Here is a 23,115-nt window from a genome sequence, read left to right as displayed (position 1 = left end):
AAGTGCATCAAGTTTAAAGAATGATTTTTTCAATGGGCATCACAACGATACCTTGGGCACCTTCAGCTTTTAACTTATTGATCTTATCCCAAAAGTCATCTTCAGTGATAACGGTGTGTACGGCTACCCAACCTTCTTCTGCCAATGGAACAACCGTAGGGCTCTTAACACCATGCAATAAAGAAGTGATGGCTGGCAAATTTTTCTTTTCGACATTCAATACCACATATTTAGTTTCTTTTGCTAAAAGAACAGATTCGATACGTTGTACTAATTCGGCCAAAACTTCATTGCCTTCTAATCCCTTTCTTCCAACCAAAATGGCTTCTGAATTTTTGACATCAGCAAAAGGTTTCAAACCGTTGCTTTTTAGTGTTCCTCCGGTAGATACGATATCGCAGATCGCATCACTAAGACCCAAGCCCGGTGAAATCTCAACTGAGCCGGATATCAAACGGATGTCTGCATTAATCTTATAATCGTCTAGAAAATTCTTTAGGATATTTGGATAAGAGGTTGCGATTGCTTTGCCGTTAAGGTCTTTAATGTCTTGGATGGTGCTATCTTTGGGAATAGCCAGTTTCAATGTACATTTTCCAAAACCAAGCCGTTTGATGTATTCTACTTTGGATTCAGTCTCATCGATGATGTTTTCACCGACGATGCCCAGGTCGGCTATGCCTTGTTCCACATATCCCGGAATATCATCGTCTCTCAGAAATAATATTTCCAGTGGGAAATTCCCAACAGTTGTGATTAAAGAACTTTTGTAGTTCTCGAAGTCTAAACCACAATTTTTCAGTAATTGAACAGATTTTTCGTTTAACCTACCCGATTTTTGGATAGCAATTTTAAGATTTTTCAACGCTTTATAAATGTTAGCAGTAAATTATTAATAATAAGAAATCAAACAAGAGGGAAGGTATTCTACGTAAGAACACATTAAATTAACATATCGCCACAATGGCGATGATGCAAATGAAAATGATGTACGTAAGTATAAACCATGTTTGTATTAATAACTGCAAGCAAATGTATAGTAAATTAATGGGAAATGCAAGACTATCATTTTAAAATTCTTATCCCAATCGACTTGTTGTTGAAATGAATTCAATTTTCTTGAAAAAAATGTGAAAACAATGCTGTTGATTGGGGGAATATACCATAATTTAGACAAAAGGTAATGCTGATTTCCTATCCTTATAGTAGGCTGTTTGAATTACGCCAATAGCAAGTTGTGAAATCTTGTTCTATCGAAACGCTTTTTATAGGCTGACAACTCACATAAATTTTCTTATTTTTAGGAATTGGGGTGACATACTAAGTTAGTAGCGAATAAGAGTTGCAGTAGTAGGGAGTATAAGTTGTTGTTTAATAAATAGGAGGAATGTGTTTAGTGGTACATGTTTCAAAGGGATTATAAATTAGATAGATTATTTGTTTGATGAAAAGATTAGCTTTTATTTTTATTTGTTGGATTAACTGTCTATACGGTCCTGTCCTTGGACAGGAAAAGCCAGCATCTACGTTAGATATCCGTATATTGGAGTCCATAGCCGAGACTCGGACAGCGCCACAAACACAAACATTTAAAGTGCTTTCTGATATCAATAACTATGTTCAGATAGCCGTTCCTGTAGGTTTACTGGTTGCAGGTGCGGTCAACGATGATAAGGCAATGCGTCAGAATGCCTTGTATGTTGCGAGTAGTACGGCTGTAACAGCGCTCGTGAATGTTGGGTTAAAACATATTTTTAAGCGAAGCAGGCCATTTAAAAAATATCCTAATTTCATATCGGTTCGTACGGCCGGTGGGTATTCCTTTCCGTCTGGTCATACGTCATCTGCTTTTGCTACTGCTTCTGCTTTGTCTCGGGCTTACTCAAAGTGGTACGTCGTCGCACCATCGCTGTTATGGGCGAGTAGCGTGGGGTATTCAAGGATGTATCTGGGCGTACATTTTCCCTCCGATGTGTTAGCAGGTGCTGTATTGGGAACAGGAGCAGCCTTTGCTTTAGATGGACTAAAGAAATAATATAGAAATAGAAAAAATGATGCAACAGGTTATTAAAATATTGGTTGTTGGATGTGGAAATATGGGCGCATCTCATGCGAAGGCATATCACGATTTAGATGGCTTTCAAATTGTGGGGCTAGTAGCTCGTGGGGAGAGCAAAAGTAAACTGAATGAACAATTGGGCGGCAACTATAAATTGTTTGAATCTTATGAGGATGCACTTCAGGAAACGAAACCGGATGCCGTTTGTATAGCGACCTATCCGGATACACACAAAGCGTATGCTATAAAAGCCTTTCAGGCTGGTGCTCATGTTTTTATTGAAAAGCCTTTAGCTGAAGATGTGATTTCCGCGCAGGAGGTCGTCGATGCAGCGGTGAAATATGATAAAAAATTGGTTGTTGGATATATTTTGAGATATCATCCCTCATGGGTCAAATTTATTGAAATAGCTAAAACGATGGGAAAACCACTTGTTATGCGTATGAATCTGAATCAACAGAGCCATGGGTATATGTGGGATGTGCATAAAAATCTAATGGCTAGTTTAAGTCCCATTGTTGACTGTGGAGTTCATTATATTGATGTCATGTGTCAAATGGTGGGTGCGAAACCATTGTATGTATCTGCAATCGGCGCGCGGTTAACCGATGAGATTCCTGCTTGGAACTACAACTACGGACAATTGCAGCTGCATTTTGAAGATGGATCCGTAGGATGGTATGAAGCCGGATGGGGACCAATGGTTAGTCAGAATGCTTTTTTTGTAAAGGATGTTTTTGGACCTAAAGGTGCAGTTTCCATTGTCGCAAATAAAGCAAGCAATGAAGGTAAATCGGATTCGGTAGCATCCCATACACAAACAGAAAGCCTTCGTGTACATTACGCCGATTTAGATGCGGCAAATGAATTTACGAAGGTTGATGAGTGGGTCAACTTATCTGATGAGCCCGATCATCAGGAATTATGTAACCGGGAGCAGTTATTCTTTCAGCAGGCGATTGTAGATAATTTGGATCTTTCTGATTCGATGGAAGATGCTGTTAATAGTCTACGAATTGCTTTGGCATGTGACGAAGCGGTGAAAACTAGACAGATGATAAAATTGTAGTATATTTTGCTTAGTGGTCTTTTTTTTGCTTTTTATGGAAATATGAAGCGAAAAAAGTAAATAAATAAAAAAATAGCGTAAAAGATAGGCTTTTTGGTCTGTCTTTTGTTATTTAGCTACATATTTATCATTCTTATGAATAATTTACTCAACGTTGCACTATTATTTGGATTATCAATTTCGACAACCTATGCACAAGATAAGCAATGGCAGATGGAGTTGGTGTTTAAAGGTGAAGTTTCCCCTGAAAAATTTGAAAATGAAGTTCCGGAATTTGCAAAAGAGTTTTATGAGCCATTTTTGAAAGGAAAAATGGCTTATCGGAATGTGGAGATTTTGGCTGATGCCGATTATTCTTCCACTGTAGTGAATCAAAAAGCACATGCTATTTTAAATCGAAAATTAGCAAAAACATATTCGTATTCGGTTGGAGATGATGTTGTTACTGCCGAAGCATACAGTCCGTCCTATAAGATTGTCAGTACGAAGTTAGGGGAGTCGGAAGGGCCTTATGTGCAGCTGCAAGATATGGGCGAGATCGAGTCGATAGCGGGAATTACCTGTAAGAAAGCAAAGTTATTTATAAAAAACCATGCCGATTCCGCGGTGGCAACGGTATGGTATTCGGAAGCAGTGCCCACTTATTATCTGACAGCATTTTCATTTATCAATGATTTGCCTGGAGGTGTGCTCAAATTGTCTTTGGGGGAAAACAATGACCTTGGTTTTGAAACAACAAAAGTGATCAATGTATCGTCCGTGACAGATTTTGCACTCCCTAAAAATGCAAAGGTGATTGATATCTCAGGGGGAGGGAATACGAGTGAAGGGGAAGATGTGAGTTTGTTTGAAGATACTTTTCCATTGGAAAAATCACTTAAATGGACGATGGTCAAGGATAAAGATACCAATGATGAATATTATGGTATAAAAAGCATAGCGGGAGAAGACGTGTTGCCTTGCTCTCTTTTCTCTTTAGCCTATTTTAATGAGCAGACTGCTATTGTTTCAGATAAAGATAATTATTTCTGGTTGTTGGATAAGAAAGGAGGAAAGGTGAATAAAGAAGGGTTTGACTGGCTTACGCCTGCAAATCAAAAACTGGCTATTTTTCAGAAAGATGGTAATTTTGGATTGATCACACAGGAAGGGAAAATTCTGCTTGACAAAAAGGAAAATATCAGTAAATTTTTAGACAATTATTTGATGTTCTCTGAAAATGGAAAAGTTGGATTGTTGGATGAAAATGGGAAGATTTTATTAAAGGCGAACTTATTATTTTTAGATGCTGATAATGCTGGAAATGTTCTGGTCCGGGAAAAGGAGGGTGAAGAAACGAAAACGTTAGACCTGGAAGCTTTTTTAAAGACCTATGTGAAGTGATTTTAAATTACATGCATTAATATAGATTTATTATTTATAAAAAAGGCCTTCGATACTATCGAAGGCCTTTTTTATGTGTCAATTTAATCGTGCATTTGCACGATTAAGGAATGTTCAAGAACTTATGTGTTTGTAGTGAAATATCCCATTTAGGGTTTTCTTTTACGTAGTCAATAATAGAAGGTGTCATCTCTTTAGATTTCGACCATTCAGGTTGAAGGTATAATCTACAGTTTTGTCCTACAAGTTGTGCGTATTCTTCTCCCCATGCAAAATCGCTTTTATTGAAAACGATAACTTTAAGTTCACCAGCAGCTTCTAACACATCTTTCCGTGGAGCTTTGAATTTTTTTGGAGATAAACATATCCAGTCCCATTCGCCACTCAAAGGATATGCACCTGATGTTTCAATAAACGTTTTAATGCCCGCCTCATGAAGTCCTTTTGTTAGGTAATCCAAATTATAAATAAGTGGTTCGCCACCCGTAATGACAACTGTTTTTGCCGGATATTTCTTTGCATTTTCGATAATCGAATCTGCGGTTGTAAGGGGGTGGATGGATGCATCCCAACTTTCCTTTACATCGCACCAGTGGCAGCCCACATCGCAACCACCCAATCGTATGAAATAAGCAGCAGTCCCGGTGTGGTAGCCTTCTCCCTGAATAGTGTAAAATTCTTCCATTAAGGGCAATAGTGTTCCGTCTTCTGGTACTTGATTTGACATAGTTAAAATTTCAGTCTGCAAAGGTAGCAAATATTAATGAGATGCTCAATTTGTCCTGTGGCTTTTAAGTAGCTGTCCTGTCATTTTTTTTATATGTAGTTGCAGGTAATAATCTGTTTTATCCATTTGTTTTTAGGTTGATGTTTAAGCAAAGCACATTGTTTACCGACACTATGGTATCAGGTTTATACAATGTTTTCTATTAACAGCGAAACAATACTCTTTTTACAGGGGGATAACAAGGGGTTAATAGGGATTTACCCCTGCTAACCCCCTGTTATACCCCTGTTAACCCCCTGCTATACCCTTGTTAGTATATAACCTGATTTTCATTCATTGTTGGGATGTACATCGGGACAATAGAGAGGAGCTGTTGATCAATAAGATCAGATTATCAATTCGTTTTAAACTGCAATGATAAGGATGTAAAGCTGATGAAATCGGTGTGTTTGAACAGAGGACAGGAGCGGGGGCTAGTAATTATACCTGTATAATGCGTTGAATAGCGCTAAACTCCTGTTATTTTATCAGAATTTTTACTAAATTTGTGTCACAATTTATTTATTGAAAACGTAAGTGTAATAACATAATTGTACATGTTGTTTTATGTTTTCTATTTTTTAACAATTTAAAGATCATAGTTGTAAATGATTAAAATTACACTACCGGATGGTTCCGTAAGAGAGTATCAAAAAGGGATCACTGCTGCAGAGATTGCGTTATCAATCTCGGAGGGGCTTGCAAGAAACGTCCTTGCTGCCGAAGTCAATGGTGAAGTGTGGGATTCTGCCCGTGCTATTGAAAATGACGCTACTGTCAAGTTATTGACCTGGAATGATACCAAAGGTAAATCCACTTTTTGGCATTCTTCAGCCCACTTATTGGCTGAGGCTTTGGAGGCATTGTATCCTGGGATTAAATTTGGTATTGGTCCCGCGATTGAAACCGGATTTTACTACGATGTTGATTTTGGTGATCGTGAATTCTCGTCTGATGACTTTAAAGCGATCGAAGACAAGATGCTGGAGCTGGCTAAACGGAAAGAAACATTTGAACGTAAAGCTGTTTCGAAATCGGATGCATTGGCTTACTTTACTGAAAAAGGAGATGAGTATAAGCTAGATTTAATCAAAGACTTGGAAGATGGAAAGATTACTTTCTATACTCAAGGGGAATTTACAGATTTATGTCGTGGGCCTCATATTCCAAATACTGGGTTTATCAAAGCGATTAAATTGACTAATGTTGCCGGTGCTTACTGGAGAGGTGATGAGTCTCGCAAACAGTTGACACGTATTTATGGTGTTACGTTCCCTAAAGCATCGGAGCTTACAGAATATTTGAAATTTATAGAAGAGGCGAAAAAACGCGATCACCGTAAACTAGGGAAAGAGTTGGAACTTTTTGCTTTTTCTGAAAAAGTTGGTGCAGGTTTGCCTCTTTGGTTGCCTAAAGGTGCTGCATTACGTCAAAAGCTGATAGACTTCTTACAGAAAGCACAGTTAAACTCAGGGTATGAGCCTGTTGTTACTCCGCATATCGGACATAAGCAGTTATATGTGACTTCTGGACACTATGAGAAATATGGCGCGGATTCATTTCAGCCGATAAAAACTCCGATCGAAGGAGAAGAGTTTTTGTTAAAACCAATGAACTGTCCGCATCACTGTGAAATTTATAAAGTAAAACCACGTTCGTATAAGGACTTACCGGTTCGATTTGCAGAGTTTGGTACTGTATATCGTTACGAACAGTCTGGTGAGCTTCACGGATTGACAAGGGTGCGTGGATTTACTCAGGATGATGCCCATTTATTTTGTCGTCCAGATCAGGTTAAAGATGAATTCAAAAAGGTAATCGATTTAGTACTTTATGTTTTTGGAGCCTTAGGTTTTAATGATTATACAGCACAAGTGTCGTTACGTGATCCTGAGAATCGTACGAAGTATATTGGTACTGACGAAAACTGGGCTTTGGCTGAATCTGCAATTATTGAAGCTGCGGAGGAAAAAGGCTTGCCGACAGTCGTAGAGTATGGTGAGGCGGCTTTCTATGGTCCAAAATTGGATTTTATGGTGAAGGATGCTTTAGGTCGTAAATGGCAGTTGGGTACTATACAGGTGGATTACAATTTGCCTGAGCGCTTTGAGTTGGAATATACAGGAAGTGATAACATGAAACATCGCCCTGTGATGATTCACCGTGCGCCCTTCGGATCTTTAGAACGTTTTGTGGCTGTATTGATCGAACATTGTGCTGGACAATTCCCATTATGGCTTGCTCCTGAGCAATTTATCGTCTTGCCAGTGTCAGAAAAATATGAAGAATATGCTCAAAATGTTTTGAATTCGCTAAATAATTCCGATATTCGCGGACTGATAGACTTACGTGACGAGAAAGTGGGCAGAAAAATCAGAGACGCCGAAGTCAAAAAGCTTCCTTATATGTTGATTGTAGGGGAAAAAGAGGTGGAAAATGGCACAGTTTCTGTACGTAAACATGGCTCAGTGGAATTAGGAACTATGACTGCTGAGGCATTTAGAGATATATTAATTAAGGAAATAACCGTTTAATTTTTAAACATTTGGCATTAAAAAGACCCGGTGGTCCAAGACCACCAATGAGAAAGAAAGAACCAGATCACCGCATTAATGAGTTAATCAAAGTACCTGAGGTACGTTTGGTAGGAGATAATGTGGAGCAAGGAGTTTTCCCTACGCGCAAAGCGTTAGAGTTGGCTGATGAGTTGGAACTTGATTTAGTGGAGATTTCGCCAAATGCTGTACCGCCGGTTTGTAAGATTATCGACTACAGTAAGTTTGTTTACGAACAGAAGAAGAAACAAAAGGAAATCAAAGCTAATGCAAAACAGACTGTTATTAAAGAAATCCGTTTCGGACCTAACTCTGGTGAGCATGATTTTGAGTTCAAATTGAAGCATGCGATTAAGTTTCTTGAAAGTGGAGAGAAAGTTCGTGCTTATGTACACTTCAAAGGTCGTGCTATTGTACACAAGGATCAAGGTGAAATCTTGTTGTTACGCTTTGCTCAGGCTTTAGAGGATTACGGTAAGGTAGAGCTTTTACCGAAATTAGAAGGGAAACGCATGTTTTTAACAGTAGCTCCAAAGGCTCCTAAAAAATAATAAGAATTCTAACAGATTGATATAAAATTTATAAGTATTATGCCAAAAGTTAAAACCAATTCCAGCGCAAAGAAACGTTTCAAATTGACTGGAACAGGTAAAATTGCAAGAAAAAACGCTTTCAAAAGCCACATCTTGACAAAAAAGAGCACAAAACGTAAACGTAACTTAACACAAACAAGTTATGTATCTGATGGCGATATGGGCAACGTAAAACGTATGCTTGCTATCGGTAAATAAGTTTTATTCGATTTTATTAATAAAAATTTTTTAACCGGGTATAAGGTTGTAAGTTCATTGAAATACATGACACCTTCTACCAAACTAATTTTAAAAATATGCCACGTTCGGTTAACGCAGTAGCTTCTAGAAGAAGACGCAAAAAAATCCTAGGCCTTGCAAAAGGTTACTTTGGATCACGTAGCAAAGTTTATACTATTGCTAAAAATACAGTAGAAAAAGGTTTACAATACGCTTACCGCGATCGTAAAACCAAAAAACGCGAGTTTAGAGCTTTATGGATTCAACGTATCAACGCTGGAGCTCGTCAACACGGAATTTCTTATTCCCAATTGATCGGTAAATTAAATGCTAAAAACATTGGTTTGAACCGTAAGGTTTTAGCTGACTTAGCTTTAAATAACCCAGAAGCTTTCAAAGCAGTTGTAGACGCAGTAAAATAGAGTTTTTAATCCGCTGTCAATTTGTTAGAGATATTAAAGGAGCCTAAAAGGCTCCTTTTTTTGTTATGACGGTTACTGTATCTTTTTTGGGACGTTATGTGCCAGGTAAACCCAATTCAATGCTATGTTTCATTTTAGTTCTTACTCCCCAATTATACTCTTGATGCAAGTGACGCTGTTTATTACAACTTATATCTCTTTTAGATTTGAAATTAGGTTTGATTTTTGTTGATCTGTAGAAAACATAACATTATGAAACTAAGAACAATTACATTTGGATTTTCACTTCTTTTGATCGGAAGCTTGGTGATGGCGGCCAAAGAGCCAGTTTCCAAGGCTCTAACGAACGATGTGGTTAATCAGCAGGGAAAAGTTATCTCAATTGAAGGGGTGAACAATAATCGTACGATAGAGGCCAAAGGGGGGGAGATTGTACAAATAGAAGGTGCTGACAATAAAGTTGTAATCCGTGGCAATGTAAGTAAATTGATTATCGAGGGGAAGGGGAATACTGTAACAGGGAATGACATCACAACGGTGACGATAGAGGGGGCAGACAATATGGTTAATATTGGTTCAGTAGAGACTGTTCAAATTGAGGGAGTCAAAAACCATCTCCACTATAAGTCTACGAAGAACAAATCTGGTCAGGTAAAAGTGTCTACTGAAGGCGCGGATAATATGGTGATGAAAATGAAATAATGTAAATCGGATTTCCATAAAAAAGGGTTGTGTATATTATTTACAGAACCCTTTTTAATGGAAATGGTAGCTACGGTTTGTCTTGATCGTCCTCGGGATGACTGCGATCGGCTCTATCGCTCTGGGATTGAGATTCCGCTCCGGCTTCGTTTTCTCCTTGTTTCATCATTGAATAAGGCTTTAGAAAATCTTGATCAAAAGGATGCCCTGTCGCAGCCTTCTGAATAATCCCATCGTTCTGATATGGGCGAACACAGGTCCCCTTTACGCGTTCCGATTTATAGACATAAGTTCCCCAAATGCAGAAGAAAAGGATCGCTCTGATGTGATCTGTATAATTTGAAAATGAATCATCCGTGATACCCATATATTGTTTGGACATATAATGGTATCCTATTGCATGGACGAGATAGAATATAGCCATAAACAAAGTAACTAGAAAAAATGTCTGGGCAAAAATATCCCTTTTTTTGATCATAAGGATGAAACTATAAACGAACCCGACCAGAATTAAAAGATGAGCTGTCATTTCAGATATGAGCAGCATTTTATAGAATGTCGGTGCACCACCATCGATATGGTCTATCGCCCGCCAGGTATTAAGGTTAAAAAAGGACTCCCTAAAGAAAAGAAAAGTGAATTTCGTAAATATGCTTGTAGCTATTAAAAGAAGTAAAAAAATCATCCAGCCCCCAATTTGGTCATGATAAATTTCGTTATAGGGTTTGATGATAAAAGGTTTGCTCTTTCTGTACCTTTTTGCGATATACCAAAGCAAGTATGATAGCAATAAAATAAATAGAATTAATGAAAACCAGTTAATCTCATTGACTGAAGAAGGTGCTCCTAAACGAGGTATCCCATCTGTTAAATATCCATCATTGTCAAGATAGAAACCATTATAAAAGATATGATCACGATCTGCAAAATCTGTATAATACTGTTTCAGGTCTTTTTGTTCGACAAAGGGTTCGTGGAAACTTAACGTGTATGCAACCTTAATACTATCCTGTTCTACTTCCAGTGTTTTGCCGAAAACATACGCAGTGCGGTCGAAATAACTATTGTCTCTATAATTGCCAAATTCCTTTTTCCCTTTGTTGACGATATACATTTCGTAGGTTAGATCTGTTGGAAAAGAAAGGCTTAGGGGAGCAATACGATCCTCCATAATCTCTGGAAGCTTGTCATTTATATTTGTTCCCAACAAAGGAATATATTTTTTAGTAGATCCGCTTTCTGTCTTTCCAATGTTTTTTATTTTATACTTTTCGATGATCTCCACAACATTGTTCTCCAGATCATCTGTGTATTGTATTTGACCAATTTTATTGATCTTCGGATAGATCTTGGCATAATACTCCAAGTATTGCTTCTGTATGTCATTTTTTGCACTACTTTGAATATAAGTACGCATATCGTCCGCTTCATTTCCAACATAAGTTGTGTGGACATCAAGGGTAGCCTCAAATTTGCCTTCCATTGTCAAGGTTTCCTTGACTTTAATATTACCGGTAACATGCTGCGGTACGTCTGTAAGCTTTCCACTACCCATAGTCGAGAGTACTTTTCCATAAGCTGGGAAATACCTGTTTTTGATATCTCCACCCTGATTAGTTATGGTTGGATCAATATATTGGGACCGTCCACCAATATTAACTTCAATAACCATATGGTTGAAAGCATAAGGTGAGGGAAGTTCTTCCTGCAGGCCTCTATTCTTATAGGTATTGGCTAATACGAGTCCTGCATCAATATTCATGTTTTTGAGCATTGTGACCAGCAGCATTGATTTATCTTTACAATCGCCGTAGCGCTGGGAAAATACTTTTTCTGGAACATTTGCTCGGTGCGAATATTCTCCCATCTCAATACCCATATAGCGTATCTCATTTTGTACAAAGTCGCAGGCCTTTTTCAGGTACGTATAGGGTTGCCCGTTGGACTCTTTCCAAAGTTGATTGACGAAGGCTTGAAGTGTACTTGTCGTTGCTATTTGTGGAATAGGATTAATTTTACGGTTCCATTGATCAACTTCCTGCCAGGTATGGAATTCCGAGCATTGGATATATTTTAAAGGGCTGTACCACGACGGACTATAATCCTCGTACTGAACCGTTTTGTCCGCCGTCAGCTCCCAGAAAAAATTTGTTGTATTTCCTGTTGACTGTTGCTGTGCCTCAGGTGCGCCATTGAAACTTTTAAACTGCAGTTTGCGACCATTGGGTACAATATAGTTGAGATGAACCAGACCTGTAGGTTCATATCCCTGTAAGTAATAGCTGTCGAAAAATTTCTGTTCAAATACCGGATTTACACCTATTATTGAATAAGCAAATACAATCTTGTCGTCTTTGCGTAAATCTTCCAAAACATAATGGGCCATTTGACTTCCGTTGTAAATGGATCTCGAAAGCTCTGTTTCGGAGGCAAGAAGCTTAAATTTTGCCTGCGGTAATAGGTTAATATCTTTGCCGTTGCGAATAACCTTTAACTCATGTAGTTGAAGTTTTTGAAAATGCGGATCAAAGGTTACCTGGACTTGTCCCAAATTTTCGATTCCAGTCTGATCAAATAGAACTTTTATGTCCTTATAATATTTTGTTTGGGTAGCTAAGTTTATTTGATGTTCGATTAACTCATAGTAATATCCATCACTAATATCATCCAAATTTGGCTTTATGGTTTTTTTTGTAGTAGGGCGGAGCCAATTTGGTGATGCTGTTTTTTGGATAGTTGTTTGGCTAAAAGACCAGGAAAATGCAGCTAGTACGAGTACAAAGGCAAATAGAAGATGGCTAAATCTTTTCATTAATTCATTAATTTAGCCTAAGATAAGTAAAAATTGGACGTAATGGTAACCGAATTTAAAGAGTATTGGAAATCTGGATTTAGTTGAGTTTAGGGTCTTTAGAAATAAAAAGGGTTGTCCAAATATATGGACAACCCTTTTAGTTGCTGATTCGGTAATCTTATAATTTACTTTCTCTTTTTTTCTTTTTCTTGACAACTTTAGGCATCTGAGCTTGCTTTAACTCGTATTGTCTTTCAATGTATTGTATTATTTCTGAGGCGATATCCTTTTTGGTCGCTTTCTCAATACCTTCCAAACCAGGAGATGAATTAACCTCGAGTACTAAAGGGCCACGATCAGAAGGGATCATATCGACGCCACATACCGTAAGCCCTAACTGTGCTGCAGCGGCAATCGCTGTGTCTTTCTCAGCCTTACTTAAACGGATAATTTGCGCGGTACCGCCACGATGAATGTTTGATCTAAATTCGCCTTCCTTTGCCGTACGTTTCATTGCACCTACAACTTTGCCGTCCACCACGAATGCGCGAATATCGGAGCCTTTAGATTCTTTGATGAACTCTTGAATCAGAATGTTATTGCCAAGGCCGTAGAATGCTTCGATAACGGATGAAGCGGCTTTCTTTGTCTCTGCAAGGACTACCCCAATACCTTGGGTTCCTTCTAACAATTTGATAACTAATGGAGCTCCACCAACCATGCTGATAAGGTCGTCTACGTCAGAGGCTGTACGTGCAAATCCCGTAATTGGGAGTCCGATTCCTGCACCGGATAAAATCTGAAGGCACCTCAATTTGTCCCGAGATCGCGTAATTGCCTGGCTGGGATTAGCGGAAATAACATCCATCACCTCAAATTGTCTAACAATAGCTGATCCGTAAAATGTTACCGATGCTCCTATCCGCGGAATAATGGCATCGATATCACTCAGATCCTGTCCTTTGTAATGAATACTGGGTTTACCTTGTTGAATACCTACATAACATTTACTGTGGTCGATGACAACGCATTCGTGTCCTCTTTGTTGTGCGGCTTCTACGAGACGACGAGTTGAGTATAAACTCTTTACTGTCGATAATACGGCAATTTTCACGATTTGTATATTGAGTATATTTTGTGCTAAGATAACAAAATAGCTTGGCTATTTGTTTTTATTTTGCTAAGGCCTTCACGGAGAGATTTTCCTTGGAAACATCAACCAAAAACCTTTTATATAAAAAATTTTTCCCCAAAAGCATAGGGTAGGTCATTTGGGATCGATTTCTAAAGGATATCTTAATGCCAAACACTTGGTCGTACAATGTTGCTGTGGTACGGATATAAAATCGCTTCTCTTCTTGACCAAAAGAGCTTTTAACCAATTTTGTTTTATAGAGCTTTAATTTTAAAGTTTTTGTCTCTTCGGTTTCAAAATTAATGATAAGTTCGCAGATAATCCAGTCCTGACCATCTTCCTTAACTACCTTGTACGAGTTGCAGTGTAGTACCGATGAAGCAGCGCCGGTATCGACTTTTGCTTCTATACCATATATTCCCAATTCAGGTAAATCAAGGGTCTCTTTCCAGCCCACAAGAAGTTTTTCTTTCATTTATACCAAATTGAAAAATATCCCTGTCCCATGTATAAGCAGGGGACAGGGATGAAAATCTTTTATTCGTAGATAAATTCTCCGTAAGGAGAGGTTATAGTAACTTTTTTAGCCGTAGATTCTTCCACGCGGCCTATGATTTGAGCCGGAATGCCAAATGATTCTGAAATAGCAATGATATCCGATGCAATCGATTCAGGTACATATAATTCCATACGATGTCCCATATTGAATACTTTGTACATTTCTTTCCAGTCTGTATTGGATTCTTTCTGTATTAATTCAAAAAGAGGTGGGATCGGGAAAAGATTATCTTTGATGACGTGCACATTATCCACAAAGTGTAAGACCTTTGTTTGCGCTCCACCAGAGCAATGCACCATCCCGTCAATTTGAGAACGATATTTGTCTAGTATTTGCTTGATAACAGGCGCATAAGTACGCGTCGCTGAAAGAACAAGCTTACCCGCAGTTATTTTTTCTCCGGTTTCAACTTCGATTTCATTTGTAAGATCTTGGCTTCCCGCGAAAACTAGTTCGTAAGGAACAGCTGGATCATACGCTTCAGGATATTTTTCAGCTACTTTTTTGTTAAATACATCATGACGTGCAGAAGTTAGTCCATTGGAACCCATTCCGCCATTGTACGACTGTTCATACATTGCTTTTCCATTCGATGCTAAGCCAACGATGACGTTACCGCCTTTGATGCGATGATTTGAAATAACATCTTCACGTTTCATCCGACAGGTTACTGTACTATCAACAATGATGGTACGAACAAGGTCGCCAACGTCGGCAGTTTCACCTCCTGTAGAATAGATGCCAATTCCCAACTCCCGAAGTTCCGCCAGAATCTCTTCTGTACCATTGATGATTTCAGCAATCACTTCACCAGGAATAAGATTCTTATTTCTGCCAATCGTTGAGGATAAGAGAATGTTATCGATAGCGCCTACACAAAGCAAGTCATCAATATTCATGATAATTGCATCTTGTGCGATACCTTTCCAAACTGAAATATCACCAGTTTCTTTCCAATAGACATACGCCAATGAAGATTTGGTGCCAGCACCATCAGCATGCATAATATTACACCAGTCTGGGTCTCCACCCAAAATATCTGGAATTATTTTGCAAAATGCTTTGGGAAACAGACCCTTATCTATATTTTTTATCGCATTGTGCACATCCTCTTTCCCTGCGGATACGCCTCGTTGATTGTATTTTAAATCTGACATCTTAGGGCAAAAATAAGCAATAGGACTGAATTAACGAATCTAATTCGTGTAATTTAATCACTTATTATTACGCACCATTGTTTAATTAGATTTTCGAGATTACTTTTCGCATTGGCTGGACTTGTGCTAGGTAAGCATCTGTAAATAATCTCCTCTCTTTTGTTGAAATGCTTTAAGTATAAACTGTGCGCTTTTTGCCCGTTAAAAATAATTTGTGTGATTTTAGGGTGGGCTTCTAGCAGCTCAACAAGCTGATTCGGAACTTCATTTTGTATGGCTAGATCCATACTGCCGGAACGAGAGGCTTCTGCGCAAACATCCCAAAGACCGATGTTGTTTTTGAATAATAGATCTATCTTCTCCGTATAATTTGTTTGTTCCGGCGCATTAAACAAAGAGGTGATTACTTTCCAGAATCGATTTTGTGGGTGCGCATAATATTCATTTTCTGCCAAAGACTTGTCTCCAGGCAAAGAGCCAAGGATGAGTATTTCTGTCGTGGAGTTTACTAAAGGTAGAAAGGATCTTTTGCGCATAATCAAAAATAGTAATTTTAAATTTTCATTTGAAATATGAAAAATATTATAGTATATTTATGATATTAAAATGATATCAAATATATATTAACAAATTATGGAAAAACTAATTAAACCAATGTCTGGCTATTTAGCCTTATTGATAGCTGTTGTCTCCTTTGTGGCAGCTATATTCTCCTTCGCGAATGTCGAAGCAAGTTCCCTGTATGTTGTACTGGGGGTGATATTGATGATTGCTACTTTTTTTATTTTAAAGGGATTGATGATTATTAATCCAAATCATTCACGTGTGCTGAATTTCTTCGGAAAATATGTAGGTACTGTTAAGGAAAATGGATTATTTTTTGTCAATCCGTTGTATTCAACGATTAAAGTGAGTCTTCGTTCCGATAACTTACAGGGACAGACACTGAAAGTAAATGACAAGATGGGAAATCCAATTGAGATTGGAGCGGTTATCGTATGGAAGGTAGGTGATACATATAAAGCTGCTTACGATGTAAGTAATTATACATCTTATGTACGCACGCAGAGTGAAGCAGCAGTAAGACATTTGGCCGGAAGCTTTCCTTATGATAACCTGGAAGATGAAGGCGCGGAGATCACTTTGCGTGAAGGTGGGGATACCGTAAATCATATTCTTGAACAAGAATTGTCTGATCGTTTGGCTCCAGCCGGGGTTATTATTAAAGAGGCCAGAATCAGTCATTTGGCTTATGCTTCCGAAATTGCAGGTGCTATGCTTCAAAGACAACAGGCGGCAGCAATTGTGGCAGCAAGGGCAAAGATCGTAGACGGTGCTGTTGGGATGGTGGAAATGGCCTTGCATAAATTGTCTGAGAAAGATATTGTAGAGTTGGACAACGAGAAAAAAGCAGCAATGGTCAGCAATTTAATGGTGGTGCTCTGTGGAGAGAAGGCGGCGACACCAATTGTAAATACAGGTACTTTGTACCAATAAACGAAATGAAATGGCGGATAAGAAAAACTTTATGCTGCGCTTAGACGACCAGATGTACAAAGCATTGGAAAAATGGGCTGCAGATGAGTTTAGGAGTGTTAATGGACAGATCGAATATCTTTTACATAAAGCGCTGCAGGAAAATAAAAGATTCGGTGCTGAAAAAAAGACTACCGATAAGAAATAGCATAGAGTAAGGAACGAAAACTGTACCTTTGGCTTCGCAATCGACAAAGCCAAGGGTACTTTTTATTTTAATGTTTTAGCGAAAAAAAGATGAATGTTAATCCAGCGTACAAGTTATTGGTCGTAAGTACAAGTACGATCTATGGTAGTGAGTTTTTAGCTTATATTAAGCAAGATTTTGTAGAATTTATTCAGTCAGACGAATTGTTATTTGTCCCTTTTGCGAGACCATCAGGAATTTCGTTTGATGGTTATACGGCTAAGGTGCAGGACGCACTGAGCGATAGAGGTATAACGGTTCGGGGGCTGCATGAGTTTCATAACATGAAGAAGGCTATTCAGGATGCTAAAGCTATTTTTATTGGTGGAGGAAATACATTTCTACTCTTAAAAACGTTGTATGAGCTGGATTTGGTACAGCAATTGCGTGTACAAGTAGCAAAGGGGATTCCATATGTCGGTACATCTGCGGGGTCCAATTTGACTGGACTAACAATAGGAAGTACAAATGATATGCCTATTGTTTATCCGCCTAGCTTTGACGCACTTGGTTTCTTACCTTTTAATATTAATCCACATTATTTGGATCCGGATCCAAATTCTACACATAAAGGAGAGACAAGGGAAACGCGAATCCAGGAATTTCATCAGCTTAATCCTCAGCCAGTCATAGGCTTGCGTGAAGGGAGCTGGTTGCATGTAGATGAAGGAAATATAGAACTGAAAGGTAATTTAACAGCCCGGCTATTTAAAGCTGGTTTTGAGCCCGAGGAGCTAGCGCCTGGATTAATTAATTTTTAAGATATTGTAAAGTTCATGGGCATATCAAGTCAAATGTACTCTTCAATATGTAGTAGAGGATTTTACGAAAGACTAGCAGCAATTCCCATTGGAAAAAATAGTTTTTCAGATTGTTGAAAATCATACAAAATAAGCTACTTTTGCGCTAAATCCATTAAAATATTCTTCCAATGGAACAAAATTCAGCATTACACCCAGCCGATATCGCGGAAGAAATATCGCGTTTAAGTAAGGGAGAACAACATCAACAGTTTATGGACTATCCTTTGGAGGATAGATTGGAGATCTTTTCTTTTTTTGAAATGGATGTTCAATATACGTTGATCAAATCCATGACGGAACATGAACTGTCCGAATTGCTGAATAATTTGAAGCCGGATACACGTAATGAATTGTTGTCGGAATTGCCTGATGATCTGATCAAATATCTGATCAATCTATTGAATGAGCGCGAGAAGCAGATGGCTTTGGAGCTGATCGGATATAAAGAGGATAGTATTGCTCGGCTTATGACGCCAATGTATGTGCAAGTTCGTCCTTATTATACCGTGGATGATGTTTTTCGGCATATCAAGGTGTTTGGAAGGAAGGCCGAAACGCTTAATTTTATTTATGTAGTTGATGAGAAAAATGTGTTGATCGATGACTTGAAAATTGGTCAATTACTGCTATCGGATTCTTCTACCAAGATTTCCGACTTAATAGATTACAATTTTGCCGCGATTAAGGCTTCCACACCCATGGAAGAGGCATTCGAGATTTTTCAAAAATATGACCGAAGTGCTTTGCCTATTATTACAGAAGCAGGGGTATTGGTCGGAATTGTGACATTTGATGACGTGTTGGATCGAATTGAAGATCGGGATACAGAAGATATTCAGCGATTTGGGGGGATGGAAGAATTGGATCTGGCTTATACTAAAACTCCTTTGTTGCAATTGATTCAAAAAAGAGCCGGCTGGCTGATCATCTTGTTTTTTAGCGAAATGCTTACAGCTTCGGCAATGGGATTTTTTGAAGGGGAATTGGAAAAGGCGGTTGTACTTGCTTTATTTGTTCCTTTAATTATATCCAGTGGGGGTAATTCTGGGTCGCAGGCGGCATCTTTAATTATTCGTGCCATGGCGCTCGGAGAGTTAAAGCTGAAAGATTGGTGGTACGTAATGAAGCGCGAAATTTCTTCTGGTTTAATCTTAGGTGGAATATTGGGTTCGATCGGATTCCTACGGATATTGGCTTGGCATTTTCTTGGTCTGTATGACTATGGTCCTTATTGGATTTCAATTGGTTTTACGGTTGCTGTTTCCTTATTGTTTATTGTTTTATGGGGGACTTTGTCAGGATCGTTTATTCCATTTATTCTACGTCGGTTTGGATTGGATCCGGCGACGGCATCAGCACCATTTGTAGCTACGTTGGTGGATGTTTCAGGATTGATTATCTATTTTACTGTTGCAGCATTCTTTCTGCATGGAAAACTACTATAGTTCGGATGATAAGATTTTAAAAAAAGCCTAAAGCATACTTATGATTTAGGCTTTTTTTTTTATCAAAAAATTTTTCTCGTGTCTTTATTAAAGTCATCTATCCATTCATTGTGGTCTGCACTCTTCTTAGCATGTTTTTTTCCCTATCTTGTTTTTATTTGAAGTAGTTCATAATGGGATACAAGGAGATAGACTGAGAAGTTGAAAGCCCATTGTCTTGTTTATAAAGTGAGTCTGCTTATAAATTGAGTCTGCGGTATAATTTTTCCTTTAAACCGCCTTTTTGCGCAATATAAATTCCTTTTTTTCCGGAAAATAAAAAAGCGACTATACACGCTATTGCTATAAATAAAATAGGCTGAATCCCAAATAATTCATAACCCATTACAATACAGGCGAGCGGGGTGTTTGTAGCGCCTGAAAATACGGCTACAAAGCCCATGGCAGCCAGCAGGCTGATGGGAAGTGGAATAACGGTGCTTAATGCACTCCCCAAGGTTGCCCCGATAAAAAACAGCGGGGTGACTTCTCCGCCTTTAAATCCGGCAGAAAGGGTGAAAGTCGTTAAAAGCAATTTGATGATAAAGTCATAATAATTCGACTGATCGACAAATGCGTTCTGAATCATGGGGATACCAAGTCCAATATAGTTACTGCTATGGAATAACGTAATGATAAGTACTAAAATAATACCGCCAATCACTGGTCTAAGCAGGGGGTCTTTAATTCGTTTGAATTGAAGGCTAAAGAAATCGCTGGCAAATGTAAAAAGCCATGCTGTAATACCGAATAGAATGCCTGCGGCGAGGCTAAATCCAATATTGGTCAAGGACAGCATTGGAATAACATCATGAATTGGATAATGGGTGTGTGGAATATTCCATAATTGACAGCTGAAGTTCGAAAAATAGGCGGTAAATAAACAGGGCAGGATACCGAAATATCTTTTTTTGCCAATCAGTAGTACTTCCAGGCCGAATATCGTTCCGGCGAGCGGGGTGCCAAACACAGCGGCAAATCCTGCAGTGATGCCGATCGAAATTAAGATGCGACGTTCAGTTTTATCGAAGTCAAACCAGCGATTAAGCTGATCGGAAACTGCTCCACCTATCTGTACAGCAGTTCCTTCACGACCTGCAGAACCCCCAAACAGATGTGTAAGTAAAGTTCCGAATAGGACAAGAGGCGCCATGATAAGTGGAATGCGGCGTTGGGGATGAAGGTATTCTTCAATCAGCAGGTTATTTCCTTTGCTTGATGGATTTCCCCAATACTTATAGGACAATGCTATGGCAAATCCCGCTAGGGGAAGTCCATAAATTATCCAAGGATGAGCTTCTCGGTACTGCGTTACCCAATTGAGGGAAAAGAGAAAAAACGCACAAATAGAACCTACGGTGAAACCTATCGCACTACAGGAGATAAGCCATTTAAGAAAAAAATGAAGATTGCTTTGATTTGAATGTGTTATAGCCATAAGTCTACACTTTATATAAAATTGTTGTTTTATACTAAAATAGTAGACGTCATCAGCTTATTAAGGCGGTTCAGGGCAGACATCATTGCCATATATATATCAAATCTACAAAAAACGAATGATAATAGCAACCCAGCCTGCGATCATAAGTAATCCGCCGAGCGGGGTAATTGGGCCAAGAAACTTTAGATTCTTTTTCCAGTATTCAGCAAACGATAGAAAATATATACTTACAGAGAATAAAAGAGTTCCTAGTGTGATCAGATAAAATGCGACTCGTTCAGACTGAAACTCAAAGTGGAAATTGAATCCTAGAATCAATAGGGTTAGCGCAGCATACATTTGATATCGAACGCCGACCTCAAAGGATTCCAGTTTTTCAGCTGATAGGATTTTTTTGAATGCATGGGCTCCAAATGCACCTAGGATAATAGCGACGCCGCCAAATAGGGCGGCTGTGATGATGACAACGTTTTGCATGCCTAAATTTACTAAATTGCGGGTTTAATCATATCAATATGAAGGATTCCATAATCAGGGTAGGGCTCAGAGATTTGTTTAAACCCTAATTTTTCATAAAAGGATTTTAAATGAAATTGCGCACCTATCTGTATCTCGCCTTCACCAAATTCTTTATAGAGAGATTCGATGGAATGAATCATTAATTGTTTACTCAGACCGGTTCCGCGCGCTTCCTCGGCGACGATAACCCGACCAATCGAAGCTTGTGGGTAGGAAAGGCCCGGAGGAACCAATCTCGTGTATGCTATAATACGATCATCTTGTTCTGTCCACAGATGTAGACAGGCAAAATCTTTATCGTCCAATTCAGGATATAAACACTCCTGCTCCAAAACAAACACTTCCATTCGAAGCTTTAAAATACGATATAATTCTTTCGTGTTGAGTTCGTTAAAACTCTTAAGATTCCACTGAAAAGCCATAATTGAAATAAAAATAGAGTCAAATTATGTAATCGATATGGCTGGAAAGACATATCCAATTTAATTTGACTCTATTGATTTAAGCATTTTATGCAAGAAGACTTTTAACAACTTCAGAGATGGTTTTTCCATCTGCTTGTCCAGCAAGCTTTTGATTTGTGGCTCCCATTACTTTACCCATATCTTTAATGGAAGAAGCTCCTGTTTCGGCGATAATTGCTTTGACAATCGTTTCAACTTCTTCTTTGCTTAGTTGTTTTGGCAAATAAGCTTCAATTACTTTTTCTTCCTCAACTTCAATTTCATAAAGATCTTCACGGTTCTGAGTCTTGTAAATTTCAGCAGATTCGCGACGTTGTTTTACAAGTTTTTGTAAAACTTTAATCTCTGCCTCTTGGTTAAGGTCTTCGGCATGACCTTTTTCTGTCTTTGCTAAGAGGATAGCTGCCTTAATTGCACGTAAGCCACGTAATTTTGCTGTGTCTTTTGCAATCATTGCGGCCTTAATGTCTTGATTTATTTGTATTTCTAATGACATGATATTTAAATTATTTTCGATTGACAATTGTGCCTGTCGCTTGCGCTGTAGGCATTATTAATAGATCGTTTATATTAACATGTGCAGGTCTGGTAATGACGAAAAGGATCGTTTCGGCAATATCTTTCCCTGTCAGGGCCTGCACACCATTATAGACATTTTTAGCTCTTTCCCGATCTCCATGGAAACGAACTTCCGAAAACTCCGTCTCCACCATTCCGGGGTCGATAGATGTTACTTTAATGCCCTGAGTTAACAAATCTATGCGCATAGCTTTAGTCAAAGCATCAACAGCATGTTTGGTAGCACAGTACACATTTCCATTCGGATAAACCTCTTTCCCTGCAATAGATCCCAAATTAACGATATGGGCGCCGTTTTCAGTATCCATAAGTGGTATTACAGATTTACTCACATACAGTAAACCTTTAATATTGGTATCAATCATTCTGTCCCAATCTCCGATATCACCATTTTGAATAGGATCCAATCCTTGGCTCAAACCAGCATTGTTGATGAGAACATTTATTTTTTTCCATGCCAGAGGTAGGCCCTCAATTTGATTCGCAACTTGTTCAGCATCGCGAACATCAAGCTCAAAAATATGGATCTGAATAGTAGGGTAGGCCGCTAACAATGCATCTTTTAATGCCTCTAAACGGTTTAACCTGCGCGCGCAAAGTAAAAGATTGTAACCCTCTTTCGCTAAAACTTCGGCACAAGCCTGACCAATTCCTGAACTTGCTCCTGTAATAAAAACTGTTTTAGTCAT

At 38.6% G+C, this 23,115-nt stretch carries 24 protein-coding genes and 1 riboswitch; of the genes, 12 read left to right on the top strand and 12 right to left on the bottom strand.

The annotated features are described in order from the left end of the window. Positions 1-13 precede the first annotated feature (13 nt). The gene (gene hisG / locus ACHWSC_RS03395; RefSeq protein ID WP_120332653.1) at positions 14-865 is read right to left on the bottom strand and encodes an ATP phosphoribosyltransferase; all 852 of its coding nucleotides are present in this window, start codon (positions 863-865) and stop codon (positions 14-16) included. A 579-nt stretch (positions 866-1,444) separates the two neighbouring features. Between hisG and ACHWSC_RS03390 the strand changes: the two genes are divergently transcribed. The 3 genes from ACHWSC_RS03390 to ACHWSC_RS03380 all read left to right on the top strand — a co-directional run bounded on the left by ACHWSC_RS03390 (position 1,445) and on the right by ACHWSC_RS03380 (position 4,511). Continuing rightward, positions 1,445-2,035 (top strand): phosphatase PAP2 family protein, encoded by a 591-nt coding sequence (locus ACHWSC_RS03390; protein WP_075993343.1) that lies wholly within the window; start codon positions 1,445-1,447, stop codon positions 2,033-2,035. Between the two features lie 16 nt (positions 2,036-2,051). After that, on the top strand, positions 2,052-3,128 hold the full coding sequence (locus tag ACHWSC_RS03385; RefSeq protein WP_333625575.1) for a Gfo/Idh/MocA family oxidoreductase: 1,077 nt from the start codon (positions 2,052-2,054) through the stop codon (positions 3,126-3,128). A 135-nt stretch (positions 3,129-3,263) separates the two neighbouring features. Next, on the top strand, positions 3,264-4,511 hold the full coding sequence (locus tag ACHWSC_RS03380) for a hypothetical protein (protein ID WP_394675783.1): 1,248 nt from the start codon (positions 3,264-3,266) through the stop codon (positions 4,509-4,511). Between the two features lie 103 nt (positions 4,512-4,614). On the opposite strand, the gene ACHWSC_RS03375 is transcribed toward ACHWSC_RS03380, so the two are convergent. After that, entirely contained in the window at positions 4,615-5,238 is a 624-nt protein-coding gene (locus ACHWSC_RS03375) for a 7-carboxy-7-deazaguanine synthase QueE (RefSeq protein ID WP_075993340.1), read from the bottom strand. 647 nt (positions 5,239-5,885) lie between these two features. Between ACHWSC_RS03375 and thrS the strand changes: the two genes are divergently transcribed. From thrS to ACHWSC_RS03350, 5 genes are all read left to right on the top strand, one after another. Continuing rightward, entirely contained in the window at positions 5,886-7,811 is a 1,926-nt protein-coding gene (gene thrS, locus ACHWSC_RS03370) for a threonine--tRNA ligase (RefSeq protein WP_070565657.1), read from the top strand. 11 nt (positions 7,812-7,822) lie between these two features. Further along, entirely contained in the window at positions 7,823-8,383 is a 561-nt protein-coding gene (gene infC / locus ACHWSC_RS03365) for a translation initiation factor IF-3 (protein WP_075993338.1), read from the top strand. Positions 8,384-8,422: 39 nt separating this feature from the next. Continuing rightward, the gene (gene rpmI, locus ACHWSC_RS03360; protein WP_002993964.1) at positions 8,423-8,623 is read left to right on the top strand and encodes a 50S ribosomal protein L35; all 201 of its coding nucleotides are present in this window, start codon (positions 8,423-8,425) and stop codon (positions 8,621-8,623) included. A 98-nt stretch (positions 8,624-8,721) separates the two neighbouring features. After that, the gene (rplT, locus tag ACHWSC_RS03355; RefSeq protein WP_046674462.1) at positions 8,722-9,066 is read left to right on the top strand and encodes a 50S ribosomal protein L20; all 345 of its coding nucleotides are present in this window, start codon (positions 8,722-8,724) and stop codon (positions 9,064-9,066) included. Positions 9,067-9,318: 252 nt separating this feature from the next. Beyond that, entirely contained in the window at positions 9,319-9,768 is a 450-nt protein-coding gene (locus ACHWSC_RS03350; protein ID WP_394675782.1) for a DUF3060 domain-containing protein, read from the top strand. Positions 9,769-9,838: 70 nt separating this feature from the next. Here ACHWSC_RS03350 and ACHWSC_RS03345 read toward each other — a convergent pair whose 3' ends face one another. From ACHWSC_RS03345 to ACHWSC_RS03325, 5 genes are all read right to left on the bottom strand, one after another. Further along, on the bottom strand, positions 9,839-12,580 hold the full coding sequence (locus tag ACHWSC_RS03345) for a DUF3857 domain-containing protein (protein WP_394675781.1): 2,742 nt from the start codon (positions 12,578-12,580) through the stop codon (positions 9,839-9,841). A 160-nt stretch (positions 12,581-12,740) separates the two neighbouring features. Then, positions 12,741-13,676: a 30S ribosomal protein S6--L-glutamate ligase gene (rimK, locus tag ACHWSC_RS03340; RefSeq protein ID WP_088162187.1), complete on the bottom strand. Its 936-nt coding sequence runs from the start codon at positions 13,674-13,676 to the stop codon at positions 12,741-12,743. A 58-nt stretch (positions 13,677-13,734) separates the two neighbouring features. Beyond that, positions 13,735-14,172 carry a RimK/LysX family protein gene (locus tag ACHWSC_RS03335; RefSeq protein WP_088163625.1) on the bottom strand — a complete coding sequence of 146 codons (438 nt, stop codon included), beginning with the start codon at positions 14,170-14,172 and terminating at the stop codon, positions 13,735-13,737. Positions 14,173-14,234: 62 nt separating this feature from the next. Beyond that, complete coding sequence (locus ACHWSC_RS03330; protein WP_394675780.1) at positions 14,235-15,413, bottom strand: AIR synthase related protein; 1,179 nt, start codon at positions 15,411-15,413, stop codon at positions 14,235-14,237. Between the two features lie 53 nt (positions 15,414-15,466). After that, positions 15,467-15,949: a DNA-deoxyinosine glycosylase gene (locus tag ACHWSC_RS03325; RefSeq protein WP_394675779.1), complete on the bottom strand. Its 483-nt coding sequence runs from the start codon at positions 15,947-15,949 to the stop codon at positions 15,467-15,469. A gap of 97 nt (positions 15,950-16,046) precedes the next feature. Here ACHWSC_RS03325 and ACHWSC_RS03320 point away from each other — a divergent pair, with 97 nt between their 5' ends. The 4 genes from ACHWSC_RS03320 (at position 16,047) to mgtE (ending at position 19,384) form a co-directional block, all read left to right on the top strand. After that, positions 16,047-16,910, top strand: coding sequence for an SPFH domain-containing protein (locus tag ACHWSC_RS03320; protein ID WP_394675778.1), 864 nt, complete (start codon positions 16,047-16,049; stop codon positions 16,908-16,910). A 10-nt stretch (positions 16,911-16,920) separates the two neighbouring features. After that, positions 16,921-17,097 carry an Arc family DNA binding domain-containing protein gene (locus ACHWSC_RS03315; RefSeq protein WP_394675777.1) on the top strand — a complete coding sequence of 59 codons (177 nt, stop codon included), beginning with the start codon at positions 16,921-16,923 and terminating at the stop codon, positions 17,095-17,097. 89 nt (positions 17,098-17,186) lie between these two features. Further along, the gene (pepE, locus tag ACHWSC_RS03310) at positions 17,187-17,897 is read left to right on the top strand and encodes a dipeptidase PepE (protein WP_394675776.1); all 711 of its coding nucleotides are present in this window, start codon (positions 17,187-17,189) and stop codon (positions 17,895-17,897) included. A 170-nt stretch (positions 17,898-18,067) separates the two neighbouring features. Beyond that, on the top strand, positions 18,068-19,384 hold the full coding sequence (gene mgtE, locus ACHWSC_RS03305; RefSeq protein ID WP_088162181.1) for a magnesium transporter: 1,317 nt from the start codon (positions 18,068-18,070) through the stop codon (positions 19,382-19,384). Between the two features lie 238 nt (positions 19,385-19,622). On the opposite strand, the gene ACHWSC_RS03300 is transcribed toward mgtE, so the two are convergent. From ACHWSC_RS03300 to ACHWSC_RS03280, 5 genes are all read right to left on the bottom strand, one after another. Further along, entirely contained in the window at positions 19,623-20,861 is a 1,239-nt protein-coding gene (locus tag ACHWSC_RS03300) for a voltage-gated chloride channel family protein (protein WP_394675775.1), read from the bottom strand. A gap of 36 nt (positions 20,862-20,897) precedes the next feature. Further along, positions 20,898-20,960: riboswitch (Fluoride riboswitch) on the bottom strand. Positions 20,961-20,966: 6 nt separating this feature from the next. Next, positions 20,967-21,341, bottom strand: coding sequence for a DUF423 domain-containing protein (locus ACHWSC_RS03295; RefSeq protein WP_394675774.1), 375 nt, complete (start codon positions 21,339-21,341; stop codon positions 20,967-20,969). Between the two features lie 11 nt (positions 21,342-21,352). Beyond that, positions 21,353-21,805, bottom strand: a complete 453-nt coding sequence (locus ACHWSC_RS03290; RefSeq protein WP_394675773.1) for a GNAT family N-acetyltransferase — start codon at positions 21,803-21,805, stop codon at positions 21,353-21,355. Between the two features lie 88 nt (positions 21,806-21,893). Further along, the gene (locus ACHWSC_RS03285) at positions 21,894-22,343 is read right to left on the bottom strand and encodes a GatB/YqeY domain-containing protein (RefSeq protein WP_120332659.1); all 450 of its coding nucleotides are present in this window, start codon (positions 22,341-22,343) and stop codon (positions 21,894-21,896) included. Positions 22,344-22,353: 10 nt separating this feature from the next. Then, positions 22,354-23,115, bottom strand: a complete 762-nt coding sequence (locus ACHWSC_RS03280; protein ID WP_394675772.1) for an SDR family NAD(P)-dependent oxidoreductase — start codon at positions 23,113-23,115, stop codon at positions 22,354-22,356.

Source organism: uncultured Sphingobacterium sp., from assembly GCF_964277905.1.
Lineage (GTDB): Bacteria > Bacteroidota > Bacteroidia > Sphingobacteriales > Sphingobacteriaceae > Sphingobacterium > Sphingobacterium siyangense.
Note: the sequence above shows the minus strand (reverse complement) of the source record. Positions and strands in the feature narration are given on the sequence as shown.